This window comes from Thermophilibacter sp., from assembly GCF_966187215.1.
The window spans coordinates 26,634-50,251 of the sequence record NZ_CBIFYV010000075.1 but is presented as its reverse complement, the minus strand read 5'-3'; the positions used below and the strand labels follow the sequence as shown (position 1 = coordinate 50,251).

The window sequence follows — 23,618 nt, the reverse complement described above, 5'->3', positions numbered from 1 at the left end:
GCGCCGTCGCGTCGCTGCTCGACGCCACCGACGACGACGTCGCGCTGCTCGAGGGGATGGATTTGGGGTCGTCGCGCGCCACGCTCGTGGCGCCGGACGGCACGGTGAGCTACGACAGCCGCGCGGACGCCGCGAGCCTGCCCAACCACGCCGACCGCCCCGAGGTGGCCGCCGCGCTGGCGTCGGGCGCGGGCTCGTCGGACCGCGCGAGCGAGACCGTGGGCTACACGAGCATCTACGAGGCCGTGCGGCTCGACTCCGGCGAGGTGCTGCGCCTGTCGGTGGACCGCGCCGGGGTGCTCGCGTTCCTCTCGCGCGACGTGATGGTGCTGGTGGCGCTGGTCGTGCTGGTGGTGGGCGTGAGCTGGGTGGTGAGCCACGTGCTGTCGCGCCGTTTCGTGCGCCCGATCCTCGAGATCGACCCGGCCTCCGGCGACTCCGTGGCGCCCTACGAGGAGCTCGACCCGCTCGTGCGGCGCCTCAACGAGCAGCACGAGGAGCTGCTGCACCGCATGAGCGCGATCCAGGACGCGGCCGACCTGCGCCGCGAGTTCACGGCCAACGTGACCCACGAGCTCAAGACGCCGATCGCCTCGATCCAGGGCGCGGCCGAGCTCATCCGCGACGGGATCGCCAAGAAGAAGGACGTGCCGGAGTTCGCGGGGCGCATCTACGACGACGCGCGGCGCCTCTCGAGCCTGGTGAGCGACATCCTGACGCTGTCGAAGCTCGACGAGGCCGAGCGCGCGGGCGGCGGCGACACGGGGCTGTTCGGCGCCGTGGAGCGCGTCGATCTGCTGAGCGTGGCGCGCGACGTCTGCGGCAGGCTCACGCCCAAGGCCGAGCGCGCGGGCGTGGAGCTGGCCGTGCGCGGGGTGTCGCTCGTGGTGAGCGGCAACACGCGGCTGCTCGACGAGCTGGTGAGCAACCTCGTGGACAATGCGATCCGCTACAACCGGCCGGGCGGCACGGTCTTCGTCTGGGTGCTGCCGCGCGCCGGCGCGCCGACGCTGCGGGTGAGCGACACCGGCATCGGCATCCCCGAGGAGGCGCAGGCCAAGGTCTTCGAGCGCTTCTACCGCGTGGACAAGGGCCGCAGCCGCGACATGGGCGGCACCGGGCTGGGCCTGGCCATCGTCAAGCACGCCGCCGCCTACCACAGCGCGCAGATCGCGCTCGAGAGCGAGGTCGGCAAGGGCACCACGATCACCGTGACCTTCCCGGCGTCCGCGGTGCGATAGCGCCCGCGCGCCGGCGGGCGGCGTGCGCCTCTCGCCCCCGGCCCCTCTCACCGCCCCCTCTCGCTCCCGCGCCCCTCTCGCTGCCCCGCGCCCTTCTCATTCCCAGCGTCCCTCTCACCTGTCTCGCGCCTCTCTCGTCTCCCCGTGCCAAAACCCTGCGCGATTGGGTGGCATCCTTGATATTCAAGCTCCCTCTGGCGAGAAGAACGCCTCCTCGCCAGCTCCCTCTATTACGTTTCCCCAGGTCAGCCTTGCGCGTAATATGGCCTCGACCCTCCATGGTCCGCATGCGCATCAAAGATGCCACCCAACGACCCATCGTTCTTGCCGAAAACGGCCTCTCCCGGAGCGCGTCAACCCCAAAACACCCAATCGCTGCGTTTTCTTGGCAGCCCGCGGGAGGAAGGGAGGGCGGCAGCACATGTGGGAAGGACGGGCAGGGGGGCGGCGGCTCGCGAGGGAGGGTGCCGCCTCGTGCGGCCAGGGGCGCGTGGCAAACGAGGTGCATACGCTCCTGACGGCGTGGCTTGCGACCGTGGGGGGTATAGTCACGGGAGAAGCCCGTGAAGGAGGTGCCCGATGAGCGCCGTCAACGTCTCCCTGACCCCTGCCGAGGCCGAGCGCGCCTTCGAGGAGGCCGGCCTCAGCGCGCGCGAGCGCGAGGCCGCACGCGACGTCCTCGCGGGTGCGACCGCGGAGGGGTCGGCGCAGCGCCTGGGCGTGAGCGCCTCGACCATCGCGAGCTACCGCCGACGCGCGTGCGAGAAGCTCGGCTGCGAAGGCGTGCGGGAGTTACGGAAGCGCTTCTCGCCTGGTGAGCCCGCCGCCTCGGTCGTCGAGCCAGACGCGCCGGACGTGCTCCGCGAGCTCGGCCTGGGCGAGACCGAGGCGCGCGTCCTCGCGCTCGTGGCCGCTGGGCGCTCCACCGCGCAGGTCGCCGAGGAGCTCTCCGTCGCGCCCGGCACGGTGAGCGCCGCCCGCGCGCACGGCTACCGCCTCTTGGGGGTCCACTCGCGCGAGGAGCTGGCGACGGCGCTCTCGCCGGAGGGCCTGGGGCGCCTGCGCGAGCGCGCCGAGGAGCTGCGCGCCGACGGCGAGGTGCCGGGAAGCCCCTGGCCGCGCCGCGTCTACGTGCTCGTGTGCGTGCTGCTGATCGCTGCGGGCCTCGCCTACGAGGTCGCCTTCCAGCTCGTGCTCGCCGCCCGCATCGGGCGGTACTTCGAGATGGTCTGGGCCTGGCTGCTGTGCGTGCTCGCCCGGCCGCTCGCGGCGCTGGGCGCCGCGCAGCTCGCGGGTCTCGCGATCGGGCGGCGCGTGCGCCGTCGCGCGTGGCCGTGGCGCCGGGTCACGGTCGCCTGCGGGGTCGTCACCGCGGCGTACGCTCTGCTCGTCACGTTCGTCGTCCACGTGCTGCCGTCCGCCGCGTATGCCGTGCTCGCGAGTGCCATCGCCTCGGGCGCGCCCGTGCTCCTCGCGCTGGCGGTGGGGCTCGCGCTCGGCGTCAGCGTCGCGGTCGCGCTGCGCCAGAGGGGCCGGCTGTGGGCATAGATTCGTTTTGTCTGTAGTTCAAACCGAAATCTGTAAGTACAGACAAAACGGCCACCATCTCTGACCTGCTGATTCTTTCCAACATATTTTGTCTGTAGTTGGGTTTTCCGATTTGAACTACAGACAAAATGAACCCGTCTCCGGAAGAGCCACATAACGGGGCGGCGAGGCGCCCGGCGAGGGCGCATGAGCATCCAGCTCGAGCACGCCAGACAGTTGAAGGAGGCGCTCGTCCAATCCCGCGCTCGGCCGGCCAATCGGGTCGCGTGACGGGATGTGCCTACAGCGCGGCCTCCCAGAGGTTGGTCCAGCCGGGCAGCGGCAGCCCCGGGTAGGGGAGCCACACGGGGGCGTGCCGCGTGAGGCCGCAGCGCGCGTAGAGGTCGTTGGCCTCCACGTTCATCGGCGAGGTGTTGAGCCGCGCCACGCGCGCGCCCAGCTCGCGGGAGGCGAGAAGCGCCGCGGCCACGAGGGCCGAGCCCACGCCGCGCCCGCGCGCCGCCGGGTCGGCCGCGAGCAGGTGCCAGCAGGCGGCCGCGCCCTCGCCCAGCGCCTCCCAGTCGGCGTCGCGGCCGCCGTCGCCGAAGTCGGCGTCGAGGTCCACGGCCACGGCGCCGAGCAGCTCCGCGTCGTCGTCGGGCCGACCGCCGCGCACCGCGCCCGCGTCGAAGACGCCCCAGTACGAGCCCGCCGCCAGCAGCTCGTCCGCCATCCCCGCGGGCGGCCACACGCCCTCGACCCATCCCGACGTCCCGGGCTCGGCGTCCACGCGCCGGTAGAGCTCGCGCAGCCGCTCGGCCCAGAGCCCCTCCACGGGTACGCGGCACGCGGCCAGGCCGGACGGAACGCACGCCGCGCGCGGCGTCACGCGCACATCGTTTCTCGCCACGCACGCCAGCAGCTCGCGCGCCACGGCGGCGGGCGCCATCTTGGGCAGGTTGTGGTCCGCGCCCGGCTCGGTGACGCGCCGCGCGCCGGGGATCGCCGCCACGATGCGGTCGGTCTCCTCGGGCAGGATCTCGTCGAACTCGCCGACCATCACGGTCACGGGGCAGCCGATCGAGCCCAGCAACGCCGCGTCGATGTGCGGCTGGTCCACCATGAGCTGCAGCAGCTCCGCGGTCAGCGCCGCCTGCGCGGGGGAGGGGACCGGCGTGCCGTCCTCAAGCGTCACGCCCTCCTCGCCCTCGGCGGCCCAGCGGCGGTTCTCGGCGGCGGCGTAGGCCATCCAGTCGGTGTCCTCACGCGGCAGCCCGGCCGGCGTCAGGTTGGCGCCGAGCACGGTGGCCGAGAGCACGTGCGCGCCCCAGTCGCGCGCGAGCAGCAGTCCCAGGATGCCGCCGTCCGAGAAGCCGAGCACGTGGACCTGCCCCACGCCGAGCCGCGCGCACACCTCGCGGGCGTCGTCGGCCATGAGCTCGTAGGTGAGCGGCGCCGTCCCGCGCGTGGAGGCGCCCTGCGCGCGCGAGTCCACCGCGATCACGGAGCGCCCGCTCGCGCACACCGCGTCGATGACGGGGCCAAAGATCCCGTGCTCCTCGCCGTTGCCGTGCAGCATGAGCACTGGCGGCACGGCGAGGTCGATGCCGTAGGGCGTGCCGGGCTCGTCGGTCACGCCCTTGGGCGCGTAGGTCCACGCCACGATCGTCGCGCCGTCCGCCGTGGGCACTTCCACGCGCGCCGCGAGCGCCGTCCTCGGCAGCGCGTACGGCCTCGGCACGTGCACGGGCGGGGGAGCGACGCTCATCGTGGGTCCTTTCGTTGACGTTGGTCCGGGCGCGGCGCGAAGGTCCGGGCGCGGCGCGGGGAGGCTCCGGCGCTCAAACAGCTTGCCGAGAAGGGCGCTCGGCAAGAACTCGCGGCGGGCCTCGCCCCGCCGTCCGTCGGCTGCGTTGTCCCCACGGCGTCAGGCGAAAAGGTCCGCCGCGAGTTCCGCAGCCGCGCGCCCTCTGCGCGGCGAGGACTGTCCGAGCGCCGGACCTTCTCGCCTGACGCGTCTGGCGCCCCGGCGGTCGGCGGCGGCCGCGTGCTATCGTAGGGCGCTGGAATCGCGAGGAGGAACCCATGCGCACCGACGACTTTGACTACCCGCTGCCCGACGAGCTGATCGCCCAGGCCCCGGCCGAGCCGCGCGACTCGTGCCGGCTGCTCGTGCTGCACCGCGCCGACGGCTCCGTTGAGCACCGCCGCTTCACCGACGTCCTCGACTACCTCGAGCCCGGCGACCTGCTCGTGGCCAACCGCACCCGCGTCATGCCGGCGCGCCTGGTGGGCCGCAAGCGCGGCACGGGCGGCGTGTGCGAGACGCTGCTGCTCAAGCGCCGCGAGGACGTCGACCCGCTCGGCGGCGTCTGGGAGTGCCTGGTCAACCCCGGCAAGCGCCTGCGCCAGCCGGGCATCGTCATCGAGTACCGCGCCGGCGGGGCCCACGCGCCCGAGTCGGCGCCGGTGGTGCTCACCGGCGAGATCCTCGACTTCGTGGAGGGCAGCAAGGGCGGACGGCTCGTGCGCTTCTCGCCCGCGGGCACGAACGCGGACGGCTCGCCGCGCACGCTCGACGAGGCCATCCACGCGGCGGGCCACGTGCCCCTGCCGCCCTACATCACCAGCTACGAGGGTGACCCCGAGAAGTACCAGACCGTCTACGCCATGCGCGAGGAGCACTCCGCGGCCGCGCCCACGGCCGGGCTGCACTTCACGCCCGAGCTCATCGAGCGGATCCGCGAGAAGGGCGTGGGCTGGGAGACCGTGGAGCTGGAGGTCGGCATCGACACGTTCCGCCTGGTCACCGAGGACGACCCCACCCAGCACGTCATGCACACCGAGCGTTACCACGTGAGCCAGCGGGTCGTGGACGTTGTGCACGCCACCAAGGCGGCCGGCCACCGCGTGATCGCGGTGGGAACCACGTCGGTGCGCTCGCTCGAGAGCGCGTGGGAGGCGGGCGCGACGCCGAGCGACCCGCCCGTCACGGCGCGCCGCTTCGAGGGCGCGCCGGGCGCCGGCGCGGGCGACGTCGTGGTCCGCGAGGACGCCACGACCAACCTCTACCTGATGCCGGGCTCCACGTTCCACGTGGTGGACGCGATGATCACCAACTTCCACGTGCCGCGCTCCACGCTCATGATGCTCGTCTCCGCGTTCGCCACGCGCGAGCAGATCATGGCCGCCTACCAGGCCGCCATCGACGAGCGGTACCGCTTCCTCAGCTTCGGCGACGCGATGCTCATCGAGTAGGGGCGTCGTCCCGCCGGAAGGGGGGGCGATGCCCGGCGCTCAGACAGCTTGCCAAGAAGGGCGCTCGGCAAGAACTCGCGCCGGGCGTCGCCCCGCCTTCCGGCGGTCGGGAGCGCGGCTACCGCGCGGTGACGATCAGCACCACCACGAACGCGATGACGACCACCACCGCGGCGGCCGCGGCCAGAAGCGCCAGCCGAGCCCCGCGCGTGGACGAGCGCAGACCCTTCTCGCTCTCCGCCAGCTCGTCGACCACGGCCTGCTGCGCGGCCACCTCGGCGCGCTGCTCGGCGATGCTCGCGCGCAGCCGCGCGGTCTCCTCGGGGGTCGCGTGCACGTCCTCCGCCTCGTCGACCAGCGCCTGCGCCTCGTCGTGGCGCTCGGCCGCCCGGTCGTGGGCCGCCTTGGCCTCGTCGATGGCGTCGCGCTTCTCGGCGATGCCGTCCTCGAGCTCCTTCTCGGCGGCGTTGGCCTTGGCGAGAAGCTCGTCGTACTCGCCCTTGCGCGCCTCGTACTCCTGCTTGGCGGCGTCGGCCTCGCGCTGCGCCTCCTCGAGCGACTTGTTCTGCGTCCAGAGGTGGGTCTGCGCGGCGTCGACCGACGCCTGCGCGCTCGCGGTGACCGAGCTCACCTCGGCGCGGGCCGACTCGACGTGCGCGAGCTCGGTGGTCACCTCGTCCTGCAGCTGGCGCACGGCCTTGGCGTCGCGCGACCCCTCGCGCGCCCGCTTGAGCTCGTCCTGCACCTTGCGCAGCCGCGCCTGCGAGGCGTCCACGGCGCGGTTGGCCGAGGATATCGACTGTTCGCGAGCCTCGCTGGCCTCCTTGACCTGGCCCTCGGCCGTGCGCACGGCCCGCTTTGCCTCGGCGACGCCGCGGCTGGCCTCCTCCGAGCGCCCGCGCGCGGTCTCGGCGATGCGCTTGTAGGGCCGCAGCTCCTGCTCGTGGTCGGCGCGCATCTGGGCGAGAAGCCCCTCCACCCGCGCGACCTCGGCCTCGAGGCGCTCGACGCTGGCCTGGTGGGCCTCGATCTCGGAGGCCGCCTCCCGCGCGACGCGGCCCTGCTCGGCGACGATCCGCTCGTAGCCGGCCTCGACCTCCTCGCGCCGCGCGATCGTGGCCTCGTCGGCCTCGAGCGCGTCGCGCAGGGCGCGCAGCCTCCCGCGCGCGGTGGCGTGGCGGCGCGCCGCGGCGTGGACGTCGCGCACGGCCGCGAGGCCGCTCTTGAGCGTGCCGGCCGCCCCGCGCGCCAGCTCGCCGGCCCGCTCCGCGGCGGCCGTCGCGGAGGGCGTCTCCTCCGCGCGCTCGTCGCCCCCCAGATCGACGGGCTCCTCGACCTTCTCGGGGGCCTCCGCCCGGTCCTCTCGCTCGTCCGCCATCTCTGCTCCCATCCGTCGGCGCACACACCACCCATTGTGGGCCATGGCCCGCCGCGTGGCCGCGTCAATTCCGCTCATCCCCCGAGATTGCATCCTCGGCAGGAACGCGCGTGCCAATTCGTCCCGTGTTTGCTAGGATATGCCTTGGTTTCGGGGAACTCAGATATTCCCCGGCTTTGACAGGGAAATCTGGAAAGGGAGTCTACGACATGGTTTCTAAGCAGACGAGCATCATCAACGCCACCGGCCTTCACGCGCGCCCCGCGTCCGTCTTCGTGACCGAGGCCAAGAAGTACCAGTGCAACGTCACCATCAAGAACGTTGACAAGGACTCCGCTCCCGTCAACGCCAAGTCCATCATGATGATCCTGGCCGCCGGCCTCGGCACCGGCACCAAGGTCGAGATCGCGTGCGACGGCGAGGACGAGCAGGCCGCCCTCGACGCCCTCGTCGCCCTCATCGACAGCGGCTTCGGCGAGTAGGCTCAGCCCACCGAGCAACCTGGGGCCCGACCCTCACGGGGGTCGGGCCCTTTTCGTTGGCGCGGGGGCATGATGGTGGGGCCGGCGCGGACCGTCGATTCAGAGACCTTGAGTGTGTCGAAAATCGCCAAACGGTGCCTTCGACGCGGTCGTTTTGTCGATTTGCGACACACTCGGCGCTGAGAAGCCCGCGGGCGCGCTTCGTGTACGATGGGGTACCGCAGTCAGCCAAGAGCGCGAGAGTCTGCCGAGAAGGCCCGCCGCGAGTTCCGCAGCCGCGCCCTTTGCGGCGAGGACCGTCCGAGCGCCGGGTCCTTCTCGCCAGCCTCCGCACGTTTTTGTAACCGAGGAGAGCCGTGGATACCAGCCTGTTCACCTACGACATCGTCGCCGAGGACCCCAAGACGCACGCGCGCGCGGGCGTCCTGCACACCCCGCACGGCGACGTCCCCACGCCGATTTTCATGCCGGTGGGCACCAAGGCCACGGTCAAGGGCCTCACCCCGGCGCAGGTGGCGTCCGCGGGCACCAAGATCCTGCTCGCCAACACCTACCACCTGGCCATGCGTCCCGGTGCCGAGCTCGTGGCCGAGATGGGCGGGCTGCACGACTTCATGGGCTGGCACGGCCCCATCCTCACCGACTCGGGCGGCTTCCAGGTCTTCAGCCACGAGGAGTTCTGCAGGCTCTCGCGCGACGGCGTGCGCTTCCGCGCCGTTGACTACGACGGCCGCTGGTTCATGTGGACGCCCGAGGAGAACATGCGCATCGCGCAGCTGCTGGGCGCCGACATCGTGATGCAGCTCGACCAGTGCGTGGGCTATCCCGCGCCGCGCTCCAAGGTCGAGCGCTCCGTCGAGCTGTCGAGCATGTGGGCCGAGCGCTGCTACAGGGCGCACACCCGTCCCGACCAGGCGCTCTTTGGCATCGTGCAGGGCGGCATGCACCTCGATCTGCGCCTGCGCTCGCTGCGCCACCTCGAGGAGTGCGGCGACTTCCCGGGCTACGGCATCGGCGGCTACTCGGTGGGCGAGGACCACGAGACCATGTTCGAGACCCTCGCGCCGCTGGTCAGCGAGCACATGCCGTGCTCCAAGCCGCGCTACCTCATGGGCGTCGGCAACCCCACCACGCTCGTGCGCGGGGTGGCCTGCGGCATCGACATGTTCGACTGCGTGCTGCCCACGCGCACGGCGCGCACCGGCTCGGCCTTCTCCAGCGAGGGGCGCCTCAACTTCCGCCACGCCCGCTTCGCGCGTGACGCCGGCCCGCTCGACCCGGCGTGCGACTGCCCCACCTGCACCGGGGGCTTCTCGCGGGCGTACCTGCACCACCTGGTGCGCCAGAAGGAGATGCTGGGCTCGGTCCTCATCTCGCTGCACAACATTCACTACCTGATCGACCTCATGCGCCGCGCGCGCGAGGCCATCGTCGCGGGGACCTACGCGAGCTTCGTCGACGACTGGATGGCGTCGCCCGCCGCGAGCGACTGGTAGGCGAGAGGGGCCTGGGGCCGCGGGGGAGGGGTCTCCCGCCCGCGCCGTCCGCCCCTGTCCGCGTTCCTTCTCGCCCCGCCCCCTGCACATGCGTCAGCTCGACGCATGTGCACGGACGAGAGGGGCCTTCGCTCGGAGACGCCCCCTCACATGCGTCAACTTGGTGCATGTGCATCCTCTCGAGACCGGGAGGGCGCGTGGGGAGACGTTGGGTGAAGTGCACATGCGTCAAACTGCTGCATGTGAGTGGGTTTGGAGCCACATCGTCACCGTAGGTCGTACACATGCGTTGGCTTGCCGCAAGTGCATGGGCGAAGGGGTCTTTTCCCTGGAGATATCCCCATGCACATGCGTCAGCTTGACGCACGTGCACATCTGGTCCCGTTCGACTCGGGACCGGTGATACGCACATGCAGCAAGTTGACGCATGTGCATTCCGGCGAGAAGCGCGCGGCGGCGAGAAGGGCCGCAGGCCGCCGCCCGCGCGGGCGCCGTCGCCGTGTCCGGGGCCTCTGCTACAATCGTCCGCGATAGACAGAGTCGGGCGCGGAGCGCCCCGCCACGCGAAGAGACGATCATGACAACCTGCCAGCTCAGCGCCGTTCCGGCACCTGCCGGACGGTCGGTCGCACGCACACATCAAGACACGGGGGGCGGTCGCTGATGGCCGGCCTCGACCAGAGCCGCCGCTGGCAGGTCCTGCCGGCCGACCCGGCCCGCGAGCGCGCGCTCGCCGACGCCCTCGGCGTGCCCCCGCTCGTGGCGCGCGTGCTCGTGTCGCGCGGCCACACCGACCCGTCCGAGGCGCGCGCCTTCCTCACCCCCTCGCTCGAGCGCGACTGGGCCGACCCGCTCGTCATCCCCGGCATGCGCGAGGTCGCCGACCGCGTGGAGCGCGCCGTGCGCGAGGGCGAGACTATCGCCGTCTTCGGCGACTTCGACGTCGACGGCATGACGTCCACCTGCCTGCTCACGCTCGCGCTGCGCCGCCTGGGCGCCACGGTCCACCCGTTCATCCCGCACCGCTTCGGCGAGGGCTACGGCCTCAGCCGCGAGGCGCTCGCGCGCGTGCTCGACGCCTGCGACCCGCGCCTCGTGGTCACCGTGGACAACGGCATCGCCGCCGCCCGCGAGGTCGCCTGGCTCACCGAGCGCGGCATCGACGTCGTGGTGACCGATCACCACGAGCCCGCCGAGGACGTCCCGCGGGACGTCCCGGTCACCGACCCCAAGCTCGCCGCGTCCGGCCCCTCCCACGAGCTCGCCGGCGTGGGCGTGGCGCTCAAGCTCGTCTGCGAGCTCGGCCGCCGTCTCGGCCAGGCTGACCTCTGGCGCCACTACACCGACGTCGCCGCGCTCGGTACGCTCTCGGACATGATGCTGCTCACGCCCGAGAACCGCGCGATCGTGGCCGAGGGCATGGGTCGCCTGCACACCGCCACGCGCCCCGGGCTCGTGGCGCTCGCCGCCGCGTCGGGCCGCGACCTCGCGACCATGCGCCCCGACGACCTGCCCTTCTCGCTCATCCCGCGCCTCAACGCGGCCGGGCGGATGGGCACCACCGACGCCGCCCTCGAGCTGCTGCTCACCGACGACCCTGCCGAGGCCGCCGCGCTCGCCGGCCAGCTCGAGGCCACCAACACCGAGCGCCGCGAGGTCGAGGCCGCGCTGGCCGAGGCCGCGACCGCCGAGGCCGAGCGCACCTACGACGGCGGCCGCGTCGTGGTGGTGGGCGGCGAGGGCTGGCACGAGGGCGTCAAGGGCATCGCCGCGTCGCGCCTGGTCAACCGCTACCACGTCCCCGCCGTGGTCTTCTCGATCTCCGACGGCATCGCGCGTGGCTCCGGCCGCTCGGTGGGCTCGGTCGACCTCTTCCGCGCCGTCGAGCGGTGCTCGGACATGCTCGTGCGCTTCGGCGGGCACGCCGGTGCGGTGGGCGTGACCTGCGAGGCGTCGCGCCTGGACGAGTTCCGCGCTCGCCTCTCGGCCGTGCTCGCCGAGCTGCCCGCCGAGCAGTTCGAAGACACCGACGAGGTCAGCGCCGTGGTCGGGCTCGACGAGCTCACCGTGGGGTCCATCGACGCCCTCGAGCGCCTCCAGCCCTTCGGCCAGGGCAACAAGCGGCCGCTTCTGGCCGTGCGCGGCGTGATGGCGCGCAACCGGGCTCGCGTGGGGGCCGACGGCGCCCACCTGCGCTTCGTTGCCACCGACGGCGCGAGCTCGGTGGCCGCGATCTTCTTTCGCGCGCCCGACCCCGAGCGGGCGCTCGCCTGGGACGGTGTGGTCGACGTGGTCTTCGAGGCCGCCAACGAGACCTGGCAGGGCCGCACCAAGCCCAAGCTCATGGTCCGCGACCTGCTGCTGCGCGACGAGCCCCCCGCGGGCGAGAAGGACGCGCCCGCCGAGAAGGACGCGCCCGCCGAGCGGCCCCCCGCGCCACGGGACGCCCCCGACCCCGCCGCCGCCCGCGCCGCGCTCGCGCGCCTCCCCTACGACGAGCTCACCGACGAGCTCCGCCGCCGCATGATCGGCGACCGCGCGCTGCTGCCCGCCCAGCGCCTTGCCCTCGAGCGCCTGGCAGCCGGCCACTCGTGCCTCACCGTCATGGCCACGGGCCGCGGCAAGTCGCTCGTCTTCCACGTCCACGCCGCGCGCGAGGCCATCGCCCGCGGCCGCGCGAGCGTCCTCGTCTACCCGCTGCGCGCGCTCGTGGCCGACCAGGCCCTCCACCTGCGCGAGGCCCTCGGTGAGCTCGGCGTGGGCGTGGCGGTCCTCACCGGCGAGACCGATCTCGCCGCGCGCGGGCGCACCTACGCCGAGCTCGCCTCCGGCGCGGTCGACGTGGTCCTCACCACGCCCGAGTACCTGGCCCTCCACCGCGCCGACCTCGCCGCGTCGGGTCGCGTGGGCTTCGTCGTGGTCGACGAGGCGCACCACGCGGGCCTGGCCGCGCCCGGGTCGCGCGAGGCCTACCTCGAGCTGCCCGCGGTCCTCGCCGACCTGGGCCGCCCGACGGTGCTCGCGGCCACGGCCACCGCCTCCACCGAGGTCGCCCGCCGCGTCTGCGAGCTCTGCGGCATCGCGGAGGAGGACGTGATCTGCGACCCCGCCACCAGGGACAACCTGCGCGTGGACGACGGCCGCGCCCTGCGCGACCGCGAGGCCGCCATGGTCTCGGTGGTGGCGCGCGGCGAGAAGACCGTGGTCTACGTGCCCTCGCGCGACCAGGCCCAGGCGCTCGTGCGCACGCTGCGCCACTGCGTCCCCGAGCTCGCGCCGCGCGTGGCCTTCTACCACGCCGGGCTCTCGCGCGCCACGCGCGGCCGCGTGGAGCGGGCCTTCCGCGCGGACGAGCTCACCTGCATCGTCTCCACGAGCGCCTTCGGCGAGGGCGTCAACCTCCCCGGCATCCGCCACGTGGTGCTCTACGGCCTTCCGCTCGGCCAGGTGGAGTTCAACCAGATGAGCGGGCGGGCTGGCCGTGACGGCGCGCCCGCCACGATCCACCTGCTCTTCGGCGCGCGCGACGTGCGCGCCGGCGAGCGCATCCTGGCCGGCTCCGCGCCCGCGCGCGACGACCTCGTGAGCCTCTACCGCGCCCTCGTCGGCGCCCAGCGCGCATCGGGCGCCGCCGTGACCCTCGACGACGAGGCGATCGCGGAGGCCGCCTCGGCCGCGCGCCCGGCCGCGCCCGTGAGCCCGCGCGAGGTGGGCCCGGCGCTCTCGATCTTCTCGGAGCTCGGGTTCTGCTCGGTTAGCGGCTTCGGCGAGTCTCGCCGGGTGGCGATGGTCGCCTCGCCCGCGCACATGGACCTCACCGAGTCGGCCTGCTACCTGGAGGGCCTGCGCGCCCGTTCGGTCTTCGAGCGGTTCTGCTCGTGGGCGCTCGACGCGAGCGCCGAGGAGCTTCTCGAGCGTCTCGACCGTCCCATCGCGCCGGACTTCGGTATCATCGTCGGGAGGGAGGGGATGGCCAGATGAGCGTCAACGACACAGACACCGCGCGCCCCGCCGCCGAGGCCGCGCGCCCCGCGCGCAAGCAGGTCCCCGATGCGGCCAACTTCCGGCTGCTCCAGGACGCCTGCCGCGCCTACCTGGACGACGAGGGGTGCGAGAAGGTCGACCGGGCGTACCGCTTCGCCGCCGACTACCACCGCGACCAGCGCCGCCGCTCGGGAGAGCCCTACATCAACCACCCCGTGGAGGTGGCCCTGATTCTGGCGCACGACCTGCGCATGGACGAGGACACCATCTGCGCGGCGCTGCTTCACGACACCGTGGAGGACACGCCCGCCACCAAGGACCAGATCGCCGAGCTCTTCGGCCAGACGGTGGCCGACCTCGTGGACGGCGTGACCAAGCTCACCTCCATCCAGGTGAGCTCGATGGACGCCAAGCAGGCGTGGAACCTGCGCAAGATGTTTTTGGCCATGAGCCGTGACATCCGCGTGGTCATCATCAAGCTCGCCGACCGCCTGCACAACATGCGCACCCTTGCGGCGCTGCCGCCCGACCGGCGCCTGTTCAAGGCGCGCGAGACCATGGACGTCTACGCGCCGCTCGCCGACCGCCTGGGTATCTCGTCGGTCAAGTGGGAGCTCGAGGACCTGGCCTTCTTCTGGCTCGAGCCCGAGGAGTACCAGCGCGTGGCCCGCATGGTCCAGGACAGCCGCGCCCAGCGCGAGGAGGACACCGAGGCCGCCATCAAGACGCTCGACGACGAGCTCAAGGCCGCGGGCCTCACCGACTACCAGATCACCGGTCGCCCCAAGCACCTCTGGAGCATCTACCAGAAGATGACGCGCAAGGGCCGGGAGTTCTCCGACATCTACGACCTCATCGCGCTGCGCGTGATCACCCAGACGGTGGGGGACTGCTACTCGGCGCTCGGCGCGGTGCACTCGCTGTGGAACCCGATCCCGGGCCGCTTCAAGGACTACATCGCCACGCCCAAGGCCAACCTCTACCAGAGCCTGCACACCACCGTGGTGGGGCCCGACGGCAAGCCCATCGAGATCCAGATCCGCACCGTGGAGATGCACGAGGCGTCCGAGTACGGTATCGCCGCGCACTGGCTCTACAAGAAGGAGGGCAACTCGCGCGGCCGCATGAGCGCCGAGGACCGCGCCATCGACTCCACGATCAACTGGATCCGCAAGAGTCTCGACTGGGCCGCCGAGGACGACATCGACGACCCGCACGAGTTCCTCGACAACCTGCGCGTGGACCTCTTCGAGCACGAGATCTTCGTCTTCACGCCCAAGGGCGAGGTCATGAGCCTGCGCCGCGACGCCACGCCGCTCGACTTTGCCTACGCCGTCCACACCGAGGTGGGCAACCACTGCGTGGGCGCCAAGGTCAACGGCGCGGTGGTGCCGCTGTCCTACAAGCTGCAGATGGGCGACCGCGTCGAGATCCTCACCAACAAGAACGCCAAGCCGAGCCGCGACTGGATGAACCTCGTGGTCATGCCGTCGAGCCGCGCCAAGATCCGCAAGTACTTCTCCACGCAGACCAAGAACGACGACGCCGAGCAGGGCCGCACCGAGCTCGCCCACGAGCTGCGCAAGCGCGGCTACGGCATCTCCACGCGCCGCACCACCAAGGCCATCGAGCGCGTCTGCGAGGGCTTCGAGCTGCGCGGCGCCGAGGACCTCTTCGCGAGCGTCCACACCGGCAAGATCTCGGTCAAGCAGGCCGCCAACCGCATCGAGGAGATCCTGGAGGAGGGCTCGCCCGAGCAGCTGGCCGCCGCGGCCGCCGAGGCCGAGAAGCAGGCCGCGCGCGACCGCGCGATGGCCACCGACGCCCCGGTCATGAAGTCCTACGCGCTCACGCAGGCCGCCAAGGGCAAGCGGCGCCGGGGCAACTGCGGCGTGGTGGTCAAGGGCGACCCGGACCTCCTCGTCCACCTGGCGCACTGCTGCAACCCCGTCGCCGGCGACGAGATCGTGGGCTTCGTCACGCGCGGGCGCGGGGTCTCGGTGCACCGCGCCAACTGCCCCAACGTGGCCGACCTCAAGAAGAACCCCGACCGCATGATCGAGGTCGCGTGGGACACCTCGGGCGCCACGGAGTTCCGCGTGGAGATCGTCGTGGAGGCCACCGACCGCATGGGGCTGCTCAAGGACGTCACGGTGGCCATCGGCGACGCCGGGGCCAACATCCTGTCCGCGGCCACGCAGACCAGCTCGCAGGGCGTGGCGCGCCTGCGCTTCTTGGTGGCGATCTCGGACGCGAGCCTGCTCGACACGCTGCTCGCCGCCGTGAGCCGTGTGCCGAGCGTCTTTGACGCGCGCCGCATCATGCCGGGCGAGGGCGCCAACCAGATGAAGCGCCGCGTCTAGTGGAAAAGGGACAGTCCCTTTTCCACATCGAAGGGAGCGAGATGGCCGAGAAGACCGACGAGCTGCGCTGCTTTCAGGTGACGCCGCTCGCCACCAACTGCTACGCCTACGTGAGCGCGGGGGAGTGCCTGGTGGTGGACCCCGGCGGCTCCGGCGCCGAGGTCGCCGCGCGCCTGGGTGACGCGCGCGTCACGCTCGTCGCGGCCACGCACGGCCACGGCGACCACGTGGGCGGGGTGGCCGCGCTCGTCAGGGCCACGGGCGCCCCGTTCGCGATCCATGCCGCAGACGCCGCGCTCGCCGCGCGCGCCGGGCAGATGAGCGAGGTCGGCCGCGCCTACGACGAGGACGCCCCGGCGCCCGACCGCACGCTCGCCGAGGGCGACGTGCTCCGCGTGGGCACGGCCACGTTCACCGTGATGGAGACGCCGGGCCACACGCCGGGCGGCGTGGTGTTGGTGGGCGGCGGCACGGCGGAGGGCGTGGCCTTCGTGGGCGACACGCTCTTCCCGGGCAGCCACGGGCGCACCGACCTGGCCGGTGGCGACGAGACGGCCATCATGCGCTCGCTCGCCCGCATGGCCGCCGAGATCGCGCCGGACACCACGCTTCTGTGCGGCCACGGGCCCGCCACCACGATGGCGCGCGAGCTCGCCTCGAACCCGTTCCTGCGATAGGGGGCGCGGACCCGCGTCCCTCTCGTCCTGCGCATGAGATTGCTGTGAGATGGTGCCCGAGGCGGGGTTCGAACCCGCACGAGTTTCCTCAACGGTTTTTGAGACCGTCGCGTCTGCCAATTCCGCCACTCGGGCCGACGACGAAGCGCCAAGCGAGAAGAACTATACCAGACCCGTGCCCGGCCCCGTCGTTGCGTCGAGGGTCTGGAGGTACGCGAGGGCGTCGGGCACGCTGAGCGCGGCCACCGGCGCATGGCGTCGCAGCTGCTCGTCTGAGGTGACGAGCAGGTCCGCGCCCGCGCGCTGAGCGGCCGCGAGCACGAGGTCGTCCTCGAAGTCGGCGTGCAGCCGCCGCGTCTTGCGCGCGAGCCACACGTCCGACTGGTCGCACCCCACCGCGCAGGCGATCTCGGCCATGTTGTCCAGGCAGCCCCAGGCCGTCGCCGTCGCCGCGGCCGCCTGCGCCTCCGTGAGGGTGCCGGTGCGCTTCCTCGTCCAGCTCTTGTAGTCGGAGGCAACCAGGTAGAACACATCTTTCATGCTCTGGATGGCGTAGAGCAGCTGCGCTCCCGCGCACTCGACGCCGTCCATGAGCGAACGTGCCGCGTCGTGACCCTCTCGCGGGCTCGAGTAGTAGTCGACCCAGACGTTGGTGTCCAGAAGGACCAGCGGCCGCCTCTCGTCCATCATGCCTCCGGGGTCTCGAAGTACTCGGGGAACTGCTCGCGATAGGCGAGCTCCTTGAGCTCCTCGTAGGAGAGCTCGGAGTGCTCGCCGGGGCGCGGCGGGTCGATTCCGAGGGCGATAAGAGCGTTTTTCACGATGTCGGCCCCCTCCCGGGCGAGCCTGATCTTGCGCTGCCGCTCGGCCTCGCGCTCCTGCCGCTCCCGCTCGACCTCCTCGGGGAGGAGCGCCGCGCGCAGCCGCTCAGGGTCGTCGGCGCAGCTCGCCGCCAGGCTCCAGAGCGCGCGCACCGCCTGCGTGGGGGTGAGCCCCGCCGCCGCGAGGCCCTCGTCGCCCCGCCGCTTGAGCTCGGGGTCAATCCGCGCGTTCACCTGGGCCGAGGCGCCCGCGCGCGCCTTCGGCCTCGTGGTCGGTGCCTCAGGCACCGTGACCGCCGCCTCCGCTGCCATGGCGACCCTCCGTCCCTCTCGGCGATACCGATGTAAAGCGTGTAAAGCATCTAAACCATACCACAGCGCGTCGCCGTCCGTTCGGGACGCGCGGGTTTCGTGTCCGGGCGGCGGGGTAGAATCCAACACGACGGAACAACCCCATGAGAAGGGAAGCGCCATGGCACTCACCGAGCAGGTCACCTCGGTCCTGAACGAGCAGATCAACAAGGAGCTCTACTCCGCCTACCTCTACTACACCTTCGCCGACTACTACGACGACCGCGGCCTCAAGGGCTTCGCCAACTGGTACGAGATCCAGGCCAAGGAGGAGCTGGACCACGCGCTCGCCATCCGCCGCTACCTGCTCGACAACGACTTCAAGCCCACGATGGAGGCCATCGCCAAGCCGGACAAGACCTTCGCCAGCGACCTCGAGCCCCTGGAGGCGGGCCTCGAGCACGAGGAGTACGTCACGAGCCTCATCCACCACTGCTACGAGGTGGCCCACGGCGTGCATGACGTGCGCACCATGAAGTTCCTCGACTGGTTCGTGTCCGAGCAGGGCGAGGAGGAGACCAACGCCCGTGACATGATCACCAACATGAAGCTCTTCGGCTCCGACCCCAAGGGCCTCTACGACCTCGACCGCGAGTACCAGGCCCGCACCTACGTCCAGCAGACCGCCCTGCCGATGTAGCGTCCGCACCGGCCGGGTGTCCCGCGCCCGGCCGAGCCGTGGAGAAATTCTGGAGCGCGCGCGTCGCGTGGGGCGGCGAGAAAAACCCGTTGCCGCCGCGCGACGCGCGTGCTATTCTCACCAAGTGTGCTTTTTGCGAAGCGGGACCGAACGCGGGTCCCCACCTGAACGGCGCCCTGGGGCTGCTGTCTGGTCAGACAACGAACGTGCTTCTCGCCCGCTGGGCGAGCGATGTCTCCCGGATGCAGACTCTGTCGCCGGGAGCATTTTTTGTGCGGCATCGCCGCGACGAGAGGAAGGTGTAGACGATAGCCAGGAAAGACGGTCCTCGCATCAACGAGGAGATCACTTCACGCACGTGTCGCCTGATCGGCGTCGACGGCTCCCAGATGGGGCTCTTTGGCGTCCGTGACGCCCTGCGCATCGCAGGCGACCAGGGTCTCGACCTCGTGGAGATCGCGCCCAACGCCGATCCCCCGGTGTGCAAGATGCTCGACTACAAGAAGTACAAGTACGAGCAGGACCGCAAGGCCAAGGCCGCGCGCAAGAACCAGTCTCGCGTCGAGATCAAGGAGATGAAGTTCCGCCCCAAGATCGACGTGGGTGACTACGAGACCAAGAAGGGCCACGTCATCCGCTTCCTCAAGAAGGGCGCGCGCGTCAAGATCACGATCATGTTCCGCGGTCGTGAGATGGCCCACCCGGAGCAGGGCCGGCTCGTCCTGGACCGTCTTGCCGAGGACCTCAAGGACGTCGCGACGGTCGAGCAGAAGCCGCTCATGGAAGGCCGCAACATGCACATGACCATCGTCCCCATCAAGGGCGCCTTCGAGAAGAAGGACGAAGAGGACGAGAACGGCACCGCGAAGAAGGAGAACTAGCATGCCCAAGATGAAGACCCACAAGGGTACGGCCAAGCGCTTCCGCCGCACCGGCTCTGGCAAGATCATGCGCGCCAAGGCGTTCAAGAGCCACATCCTCACGAAGAAGTCCCCCAAGCGCATCCGCGGCTTCCGTCAGGAGACGGTCATCTCTCCCGCTGACGTCAAGACCGTCTCCCAGCGCATGGGTTCCAACTAGGCGCGCGAGCGTCCTCAAGCATCTCACCAAGGAGTTGATCAGACATGGCACGAGTCAAGCGCGCCGTCGCCGGCCGTAAGAAGCGCAACGCCCTCGCCAAGAGCACCAAGGGCTACTACGGCGTCCGTTCCCGCACCTTCCGCGGCATGAAGGAGCAGGCCCAGCACTCCGGGCAGTACGCCTACCGCGATCGCCGCGCCAAGAAGCGCGAGTTCCGCGCCCTGTGGATCCAGCGCATCAACGCCGCCGCCCGCATCAACGGCCTGTCCTACAGCAAGCTGATGCACGGCCTCAAGCTCGCCGGCGTCGAGCTCGACCGCAAGGTCCTCGCCGAGATCGCCTACAGCGACGAGCAGACCTTCGCCGAGGTCGCCGAGGTCGCCAAGAAGGCCCTCGCCGACGCCGAGTAGCAGCGTCCCACACGCAGCATCGCCAGCGTCCCGAGCCACCCGGCCCGGGGCGCTCTTTTGTGCCGCCCGCCGGTAGAAACCGACCGTTTGCCGCAGACGGGCGGACGTCGGAATAGGGGCGAGCGCACGGGGAACAAACGGAGTAAGCAACCACCGTCGCTACCATCGAAGCGACCGACGAGGGAGGCGAGTCCAGTGAACACAGAAGAGATAGCAGGGTCTGGACCCGTCGTCCGCGCGACCGAGACCCTATAACATCTGGGGCGAGCGCACTCGCCAACGTTCTCCGATATGAGCATCGGAACGGGTCGTGGAAGGGAACGCCAGATACGGGTCCAGACATTCAATCGTCCAGGCAGACTTCGATTTCTGACACGGGTGATTCCAAAGTACAAAGAGGCGGGGCGGCGCAATGGGGCGCCGCCCCTTTTTCGTGCGATCGCGACCCCGGGCGGGACGATTCCCCCGAGCGGCGGCGCGCGACCGGCGAGCGGCTGCCTCCCTGCCCGCGGAGCGCTACTATGAGAGGGCCTGAGTCCGCAGCGAGATGCCCGCGTCCGCGCGGTGCGGGCAGGCGGATGTCGGTCGCATCTCATCGTCAGCTTTCGGGAGAACACATGGCCTCACCTCTTCTTGACCGCAAGGCATTCCTCACGGGCGTCGCCGGGCTGGGCGTCGCGGCGCTCGGGCTTTCCGGCTGCGACTCCGATGACGGGGGCGCCGGCGACGGCGGCTCGGGCTCGGACTACAAGATCGGCGTGCTGCAGCTCACCGAGCACGGCGCGCTCGACCAGTCCAACCAGGGCTTCGTCGACGTCCTCACGGGCGCGGGTGTCTCCGAGGACAGCATCGACCAGCAGAACGCGCAGAACGACCAGAGCGCGTGCCAGACCATCGCCCAGACGCTCGTGAACGACGGCTGCGACCTCATCTACGCCATCGGGACGCCCGCGGCCCAGGCCGTCGCCGGGGCGACCGCGGACATCCCCATCGTGGGCTGCGCGATCACCGACTACGCCGCGAGCGGCCTGGTGGAATCCAACGACGAGCCCGGCGGCAACCTGACCGGCGCCTCCGACATGACGCCCGTCGCCGACCAGATCGACCTCCTCCAGCAGCTCCTCCCCGACGCGAAGTCGGTCGGCCTGCTCTACTGCTCGGCGGAGGCCAACTCCGAGATCCAGATCCAGATGGCCGAGGAGGCGCTCGACGGGGCGGGCATCGCGCACGACCGCTACACCGTCTCGAGCTCCAACGAGATCCAGCAGGTCGTGGAGTCGATGGTCGGCAAGTGCGACGCCATCTACGCGCCGACGGACAACACCATCGCCGCCGGCATGTCCACCGTCGCCATGGTCGCCAACGAGAACGGCCTGCCCACCATCGTGGGCTGCGACACCATGGTGGAGGACGGCGGCCTGGCGTCCTACTCGATCAACTACTATGACCTGGGCCAGAAGGCCGGCGAGATGGCGCTCAAGATCCTGCGGGACGGCGCCGACCCCGCGACCATGCCCATCGAGTACCTGTCGAGCGAGGAGTGCACGCTCATCGTGAACCAGGAGACCGCCGACGCCCTGGGCGTGGACGTCTCCGGGCTCGACGATCCCAAGATCGTCTGACAAAGAACATTCGTTTAACAGCCGCGTGCGCCTTCCGGAGCGGGCCGGGCCGGGCGGTACCATGACGGCAGGAGAAGGGTCGGGCTGCCCGATGGCCACGGTGCCCGGCCCTTTGCGCATCCGATCGATAGGGGGCTGTGATGAAGCGCATGGACATGACGCGCAGGACGTTCGCCAAGGGGTTCGCCGGCGCCGCGGCTGCCGCGCTCGGCGGGCTGACGCTCGCGGGCTGCGACAACGGTAACGGCGACGCCTCGGGCGAGAAGACCTACAAGATCGGCGTGCTGCAGCTCACCGAGCACAACGCGCTCGACGCCGCCAACAAGGGCTTCGTGGAGGCGCTCGACGACTCGGGCATCAGCTACGACATCGACCAGCAGAACGCCCAGAACGACCAGAGCGCGTGCCAGACCATCGCCCAGACGCTCGTGAACGAGGGCTGCGACCTGATCCTCGCCATCGCCACCCCGGCCGCCCAGGCCGTGGCGGGCGCGACGAGCGACATCCCCATCGTGGGCACCGCCATCACCGACTTCGCGGCCTCGGGCCTGGTGGACTCCAACGACGCGCCCGGCGGCAACCTGACCGGCTCGTCCGACATGAACCCCGTGGCCGACCAGATCGACCTGCTGCAGCAGCTCGCGCCCGACGCCAAGACGGTGGGCCTTCTGTACTGCACCGCCGAGAGCAACTCCGACGTCCAGATCCAGATGGCCAAGGAGGAGCTGGACAAGGTGGGCCTTGCCTACCAGGAGTTCACGGTCTCCAGCTCCAACGAGATCCAGTCGGTCTGCGAGTCGATGGTCGGCAAGGTGGACGCCGTCTACGCCCCCACCGACAACACCATCGCTGCGGGCATGACCACCGTCTCCATGGTGACCAACGCCAACGGGCTGCCCGTCATCTGCGGCGAGGCGGGCCAGGTCGAGAGCGGCGGCCTGGCCTCGCTCTCGATCAACTACGAGGAGCTCGGCCGCCGCGCGGGCGAGATGGCCGTGAAGATCCTGACCGAGGGCGCGGACCCGGCCGCGATGCCGATCGAGACCATGGGCGCCGACGAGTGCGACCTCGTGTACAACCAGCAGACCGCCGACGAGGTGGGCGTGGACGTGTCCGCGCTCGCCGACGAGGGTGGCACGGACGTCTCGGCGTAGGGGCCCGGGGCCCGCGCGCGGTCCCGCGCACCCGTCGCGTTTCAATCTCGTTACAGGCTGAGGAGGGCGCTTCCCGGCTGTATAGCGTGATTGTGCCGGCGATGCGCTTGGCGCATCGCGCGCAAGCCCGCCCACGTCGGCCCCGGCGACCCGCTCGCCGGCGCGCGCTCTATGAAAGAGAGGTTCTCATGGGCCTTGCCCTGCTCGGCGCCGTCTCCCAAGGCATCCTCTGGGGTGTCATGGTCCTGGGCGTCTTCATCACCTACAAGCTGCTCGACATCGCCGACCTGACGGTTGACGGCAGCTTCGCGCTCGGCGGCAGCGTCTGCGCGGTCCTCGTGGTGGGCGGCGTGAACCCCGCGCTCGCCATCATCCTGGCCATGGTCGCCGGCATGGTCGCCGGCGCGGTGACGGGGTTCCTCCACACGGTCTTCGAGATCCCGGCCATTCTCGCCGGCATCCTGACGCAGATCGCGCTCTGGTCCATCAACCTGCGCATCATGGGCAAGTCCAACACGCCGCTTCTGCGCGTTGACACGCTGTTCTCCCAGGTGACCGACGCCACCGGCCTGCCGCAGAACGTCGCCTCCATCATCGTGGGGCTCGTCTTCGCGGTGCTGATCATCGTCGCGCTGTACTGGTTCTTCGGGACCGAGATCGGCTCGGCCTGCCGCGCCACCGGTAACAACGAGCGCATGGTGCGCGCGCTCGGCGTGAACACCAAGGTCACCAAGATGATCGCGCTCACGCTCTCCAACGGCCTGGTGGGCCTCTCCGGCGGCCTGGTGTGCGAGAGCCAGAGCTACGCCGACATCGGCATGGGCACGGGCGCCATCGTGATCGGCCTCGCCGCCATCGTGATCGGCGAGGTGCTCGGCCGGCTGACGCCCGGCAAGCTGCGCTCGTTCGGATCGAAGCTCGTGGCCGCCGTGGTGGGCTCGGTGGTCTACTTCCTCATCCGTGCCATCGTGCTCCAGCTGGGCATGGATGCCAACGACATGAAGCTCATCTCCGCCGTCATCGTGGCTCTCGCGCTGTGCGTGCCGGTGGTGTGGGAGAAGTACCAGCTCCGTCGCGCGTACGCGCGCTCCCTGAGGGCCGCGGGCGCCCCCGACCCCGAAGGGGGGCGGTAGG

19 protein-coding genes and 1 tRNA gene are annotated in these 23,618 nt (G+C 70.9%); 15 read left to right on the top strand and 5 right to left on the bottom strand.

Annotated elements, in window-relative coordinates:
* Nucleotides 1-1,241: sensor histidine kinase (locus ACWTSU_RS06470; protein ID WP_455139048.1), on the top strand; the 1,241-nt coding region annotated here is incomplete at its 5' end.
* A gap of 579 nt (nucleotides 1,242-1,820) precedes the next feature.
* Complete coding sequence (locus tag ACWTSU_RS06465; protein WP_455139047.1) at nucleotides 1,821-2,789, top strand: LuxR C-terminal-related transcriptional regulator; 969 nt, start codon at nucleotides 1,821-1,823, stop codon at nucleotides 2,787-2,789.
* Between the two features lie 280 nt (nucleotides 2,790-3,069).
* Here the strand turns inward: ACWTSU_RS06465 and ACWTSU_RS06460 are convergent, their stop codons facing one another.
* A complete protein-coding gene (locus tag ACWTSU_RS06460) occupies nucleotides 3,070-4,536 on the bottom strand; it encodes an alpha/beta fold hydrolase (RefSeq protein WP_455139046.1) in 1,467 nt (488 codons plus the stop codon).
* Nucleotides 4,537-4,853: 317 nt separating this feature from the next.
* Between ACWTSU_RS06460 and queA the strand changes: the two genes are divergently transcribed.
* Complete coding sequence (gene queA / locus ACWTSU_RS06455; RefSeq protein WP_455139045.1) at nucleotides 4,854-6,026, top strand: tRNA preQ1(34) S-adenosylmethionine ribosyltransferase-isomerase QueA; 1,173 nt, start codon at nucleotides 4,854-4,856, stop codon at nucleotides 6,024-6,026.
* Between the two features lie 118 nt (nucleotides 6,027-6,144).
* Here queA and ACWTSU_RS06450 read toward each other — a convergent pair whose 3' ends face one another.
* Nucleotides 6,145-7,404 carry a hypothetical protein gene (locus ACWTSU_RS06450; protein WP_455139044.1) on the bottom strand — a complete coding sequence of 420 codons (1,260 nt, stop codon included), beginning with the start codon at nucleotides 7,402-7,404 and terminating at the stop codon, nucleotides 6,145-6,147.
* A gap of 209 nt (nucleotides 7,405-7,613) precedes the next feature.
* Here ACWTSU_RS06450 and ACWTSU_RS06445 point away from each other — a divergent pair, with 209 nt between their 5' ends.
* From ACWTSU_RS06445 to ACWTSU_RS06425, 5 genes are all read left to right on the top strand, one after another.
* Nucleotides 7,614-7,886, top strand: coding sequence for an HPr family phosphocarrier protein (locus ACWTSU_RS06445; protein WP_193529471.1), 273 nt, complete (start codon nucleotides 7,614-7,616; stop codon nucleotides 7,884-7,886).
* A gap of 356 nt (nucleotides 7,887-8,242) precedes the next feature.
* On the top strand, nucleotides 8,243-9,382 hold the full coding sequence (tgt, locus tag ACWTSU_RS06440; RefSeq protein ID WP_455139043.1) for a tRNA guanosine(34) transglycosylase Tgt: 1,140 nt from the start codon (nucleotides 8,243-8,245) through the stop codon (nucleotides 9,380-9,382).
* Between the two features lie 663 nt (nucleotides 9,383-10,045).
* Entirely contained in the window at nucleotides 10,046-13,363 is a 3,318-nt protein-coding gene (gene recJ / locus ACWTSU_RS06435; protein WP_455139042.1) for a single-stranded-DNA-specific exonuclease RecJ, read from the top strand.
* Entirely contained in the window at nucleotides 13,360-15,729 is a 2,370-nt protein-coding gene (locus ACWTSU_RS06430) for a RelA/SpoT family protein (protein ID WP_455139041.1), read from the top strand. Before recJ ends, ACWTSU_RS06430 begins: the two co-directional genes overlap by 4 nt.
* 41 nt (nucleotides 15,730-15,770) lie before the next feature.
* Nucleotides 15,771-16,406, top strand: a complete 636-nt coding sequence (locus tag ACWTSU_RS06425; RefSeq protein ID WP_455139040.1) for an MBL fold metallo-hydrolase — start codon at nucleotides 15,771-15,773, stop codon at nucleotides 16,404-16,406.
* Nucleotides 16,407-16,456: 50 nt separating this feature from the next.
* Here ACWTSU_RS06425 and ACWTSU_RS06420 read toward each other — a convergent pair.
* From ACWTSU_RS06420 to ACWTSU_RS06410, 3 genes are all read right to left on the bottom strand, one after another.
* Nucleotides 16,457-16,541: transfer RNA gene (locus tag ACWTSU_RS06420), tRNA-Leu, on the bottom strand.
* A gap of 27 nt (nucleotides 16,542-16,568) precedes the next feature.
* A complete protein-coding gene (locus ACWTSU_RS06415) occupies nucleotides 16,569-17,093 on the bottom strand; it encodes a type II toxin-antitoxin system VapC family toxin (protein WP_455139039.1) in 525 nt (174 codons plus the stop codon).
* Nucleotides 17,093-17,539: a DUF1045 domain-containing protein gene (locus ACWTSU_RS06410; RefSeq protein WP_455139038.1), complete on the bottom strand. Its 447-nt coding sequence runs from the start codon at nucleotides 17,537-17,539 to the stop codon at nucleotides 17,093-17,095. The genes ACWTSU_RS06415 and ACWTSU_RS06410 overlap by 1 nt, the downstream gene beginning before the upstream one ends.
* A gap of 160 nt (nucleotides 17,540-17,699) precedes the next feature.
* Here ACWTSU_RS06410 and ACWTSU_RS06405 point away from each other — a divergent pair, with 160 nt between their 5' ends.
* The 7 genes from ACWTSU_RS06405 to ACWTSU_RS06375 all read left to right on the top strand — a co-directional run bounded on the left by ACWTSU_RS06405 (nucleotide 17,700) and on the right by ACWTSU_RS06375 (nucleotide 23,617).
* Complete coding sequence (locus ACWTSU_RS06405) at nucleotides 17,700-18,218, top strand: ferritin (protein ID WP_455139037.1); 519 nt, start codon at nucleotides 17,700-17,702, stop codon at nucleotides 18,216-18,218.
* A gap of 308 nt (nucleotides 18,219-18,526) precedes the next feature.
* A complete protein-coding gene (gene infC, locus ACWTSU_RS06400; protein ID WP_455137842.1) occupies nucleotides 18,527-19,099 on the top strand; it encodes a translation initiation factor IF-3 in 573 nt (190 codons plus the stop codon).
* Between the two features lies 1 nt (nucleotide 19,100).
* Entirely contained in the window at nucleotides 19,101-19,298 is a 198-nt protein-coding gene (gene rpmI / locus ACWTSU_RS06395; RefSeq protein ID WP_075280385.1) for a 50S ribosomal protein L35, read from the top strand.
* A 44-nt stretch (nucleotides 19,299-19,342) separates the two neighbouring features.
* Nucleotides 19,343-19,708 (top strand): 50S ribosomal protein L20, encoded by a 366-nt coding sequence (gene rplT / locus ACWTSU_RS06390; protein ID WP_455139036.1) that lies wholly within the window; start codon nucleotides 19,343-19,345, stop codon nucleotides 19,706-19,708.
* A 617-nt stretch (nucleotides 19,709-20,325) separates the two neighbouring features.
* Nucleotides 20,326-21,330, top strand: coding sequence for an ABC transporter substrate binding protein (locus ACWTSU_RS06385; protein WP_455139035.1), 1,005 nt, complete (start codon nucleotides 20,326-20,328; stop codon nucleotides 21,328-21,330).
* Between the two features lie 140 nt (nucleotides 21,331-21,470).
* The gene (locus ACWTSU_RS06380) at nucleotides 21,471-22,484 is read left to right on the top strand and encodes an ABC transporter substrate-binding protein (RefSeq protein WP_455139034.1); all 1,014 of its coding nucleotides are present in this window, start codon (nucleotides 21,471-21,473) and stop codon (nucleotides 22,482-22,484) included.
* Between the two features lie 188 nt (nucleotides 22,485-22,672).
* Nucleotides 22,673-23,617 (top strand): ABC transporter permease, encoded by a 945-nt coding sequence (locus ACWTSU_RS06375; RefSeq protein ID WP_455139033.1) that lies wholly within the window; start codon nucleotides 22,673-22,675, stop codon nucleotides 23,615-23,617.
* Nucleotide 23,618 lies beyond the last annotated feature (1 nt).

What these genes read in the sequence shown, in the direction of transcription:
- ACWTSU_RS06465 (WP_455139047.1), top strand. Translation starts at nt 1,821, where the DNA reads ATGAGCGCCGTCAACGTCTCCCTGACCCCTGCCGAGGCCGAGCGCGCC.
- ACWTSU_RS06460 (WP_455139046.1), bottom strand. Translation starts at nt 4,536, where the DNA reads ATGAGCGTCGCTCCCCCGCCCGTGCACGTGCCGAGGCCGTACGCGCTG.
- queA (WP_455139045.1), top strand. Translation starts at nt 4,854, where the DNA reads ATGCGCACCGACGACTTTGACTACCCGCTGCCCGACGAGCTGATCGCC.
- ACWTSU_RS06450 (WP_455139044.1), bottom strand. Translation starts at nt 7,404, where the DNA reads ATGGCGGACGAGCGAGAGGACCGGGCGGAGGCCCCCGAGAAGGTCGAG.
- ACWTSU_RS06445 (WP_193529471.1), top strand. Translation starts at nt 7,614, where the DNA reads ATGGTTTCTAAGCAGACGAGCATCATCAACGCCACCGGCCTTCACGCG.
- recJ (WP_455139042.1), top strand. Translation starts at nt 10,046, where the DNA reads ATGGCCGGCCTCGACCAGAGCCGCCGCTGGCAGGTCCTGCCGGCCGAC.
- ACWTSU_RS06430 (WP_455139041.1), top strand. Translation starts at nt 13,360, where the DNA reads ATGAGCGTCAACGACACAGACACCGCGCGCCCCGCCGCCGAGGCCGCG.
- ACWTSU_RS06425 (WP_455139040.1), top strand. Translation starts at nt 15,771, where the DNA reads ATGGCCGAGAAGACCGACGAGCTGCGCTGCTTTCAGGTGACGCCGCTC.
- ACWTSU_RS06415 (WP_455139039.1), bottom strand. Translation starts at nt 17,093, where the DNA reads ATGGACGAGAGGCGGCCGCTGGTCCTTCTGGACACCAACGTCTGGGTC.
- ACWTSU_RS06410 (WP_455139038.1), bottom strand. Translation starts at nt 17,539, where the DNA reads ATGGCAGCGGAGGCGGCGGTCACGGTGCCTGAGGCACCGACCACGAGG.
- ACWTSU_RS06405 (WP_455139037.1), top strand. Translation starts at nt 17,700, where the DNA reads ATGGCACTCACCGAGCAGGTCACCTCGGTCCTGAACGAGCAGATCAAC.
- rpmI (WP_075280385.1), top strand. Translation starts at nt 19,101, where the DNA reads ATGCCCAAGATGAAGACCCACAAGGGTACGGCCAAGCGCTTCCGCCGC.
- rplT (WP_455139036.1), top strand. Translation starts at nt 19,343, where the DNA reads ATGGCACGAGTCAAGCGCGCCGTCGCCGGCCGTAAGAAGCGCAACGCC.
- ACWTSU_RS06385 (WP_455139035.1), top strand. Translation starts at nt 20,326, where the DNA reads ATGGCCTCACCTCTTCTTGACCGCAAGGCATTCCTCACGGGCGTCGCC.
- ACWTSU_RS06380 (WP_455139034.1), top strand. Translation starts at nt 21,471, where the DNA reads ATGAAGCGCATGGACATGACGCGCAGGACGTTCGCCAAGGGGTTCGCC.
- ACWTSU_RS06375 (WP_455139033.1), top strand. Translation starts at nt 22,673, where the DNA reads ATGGGCCTTGCCCTGCTCGGCGCCGTCTCCCAAGGCATCCTCTGGGGT.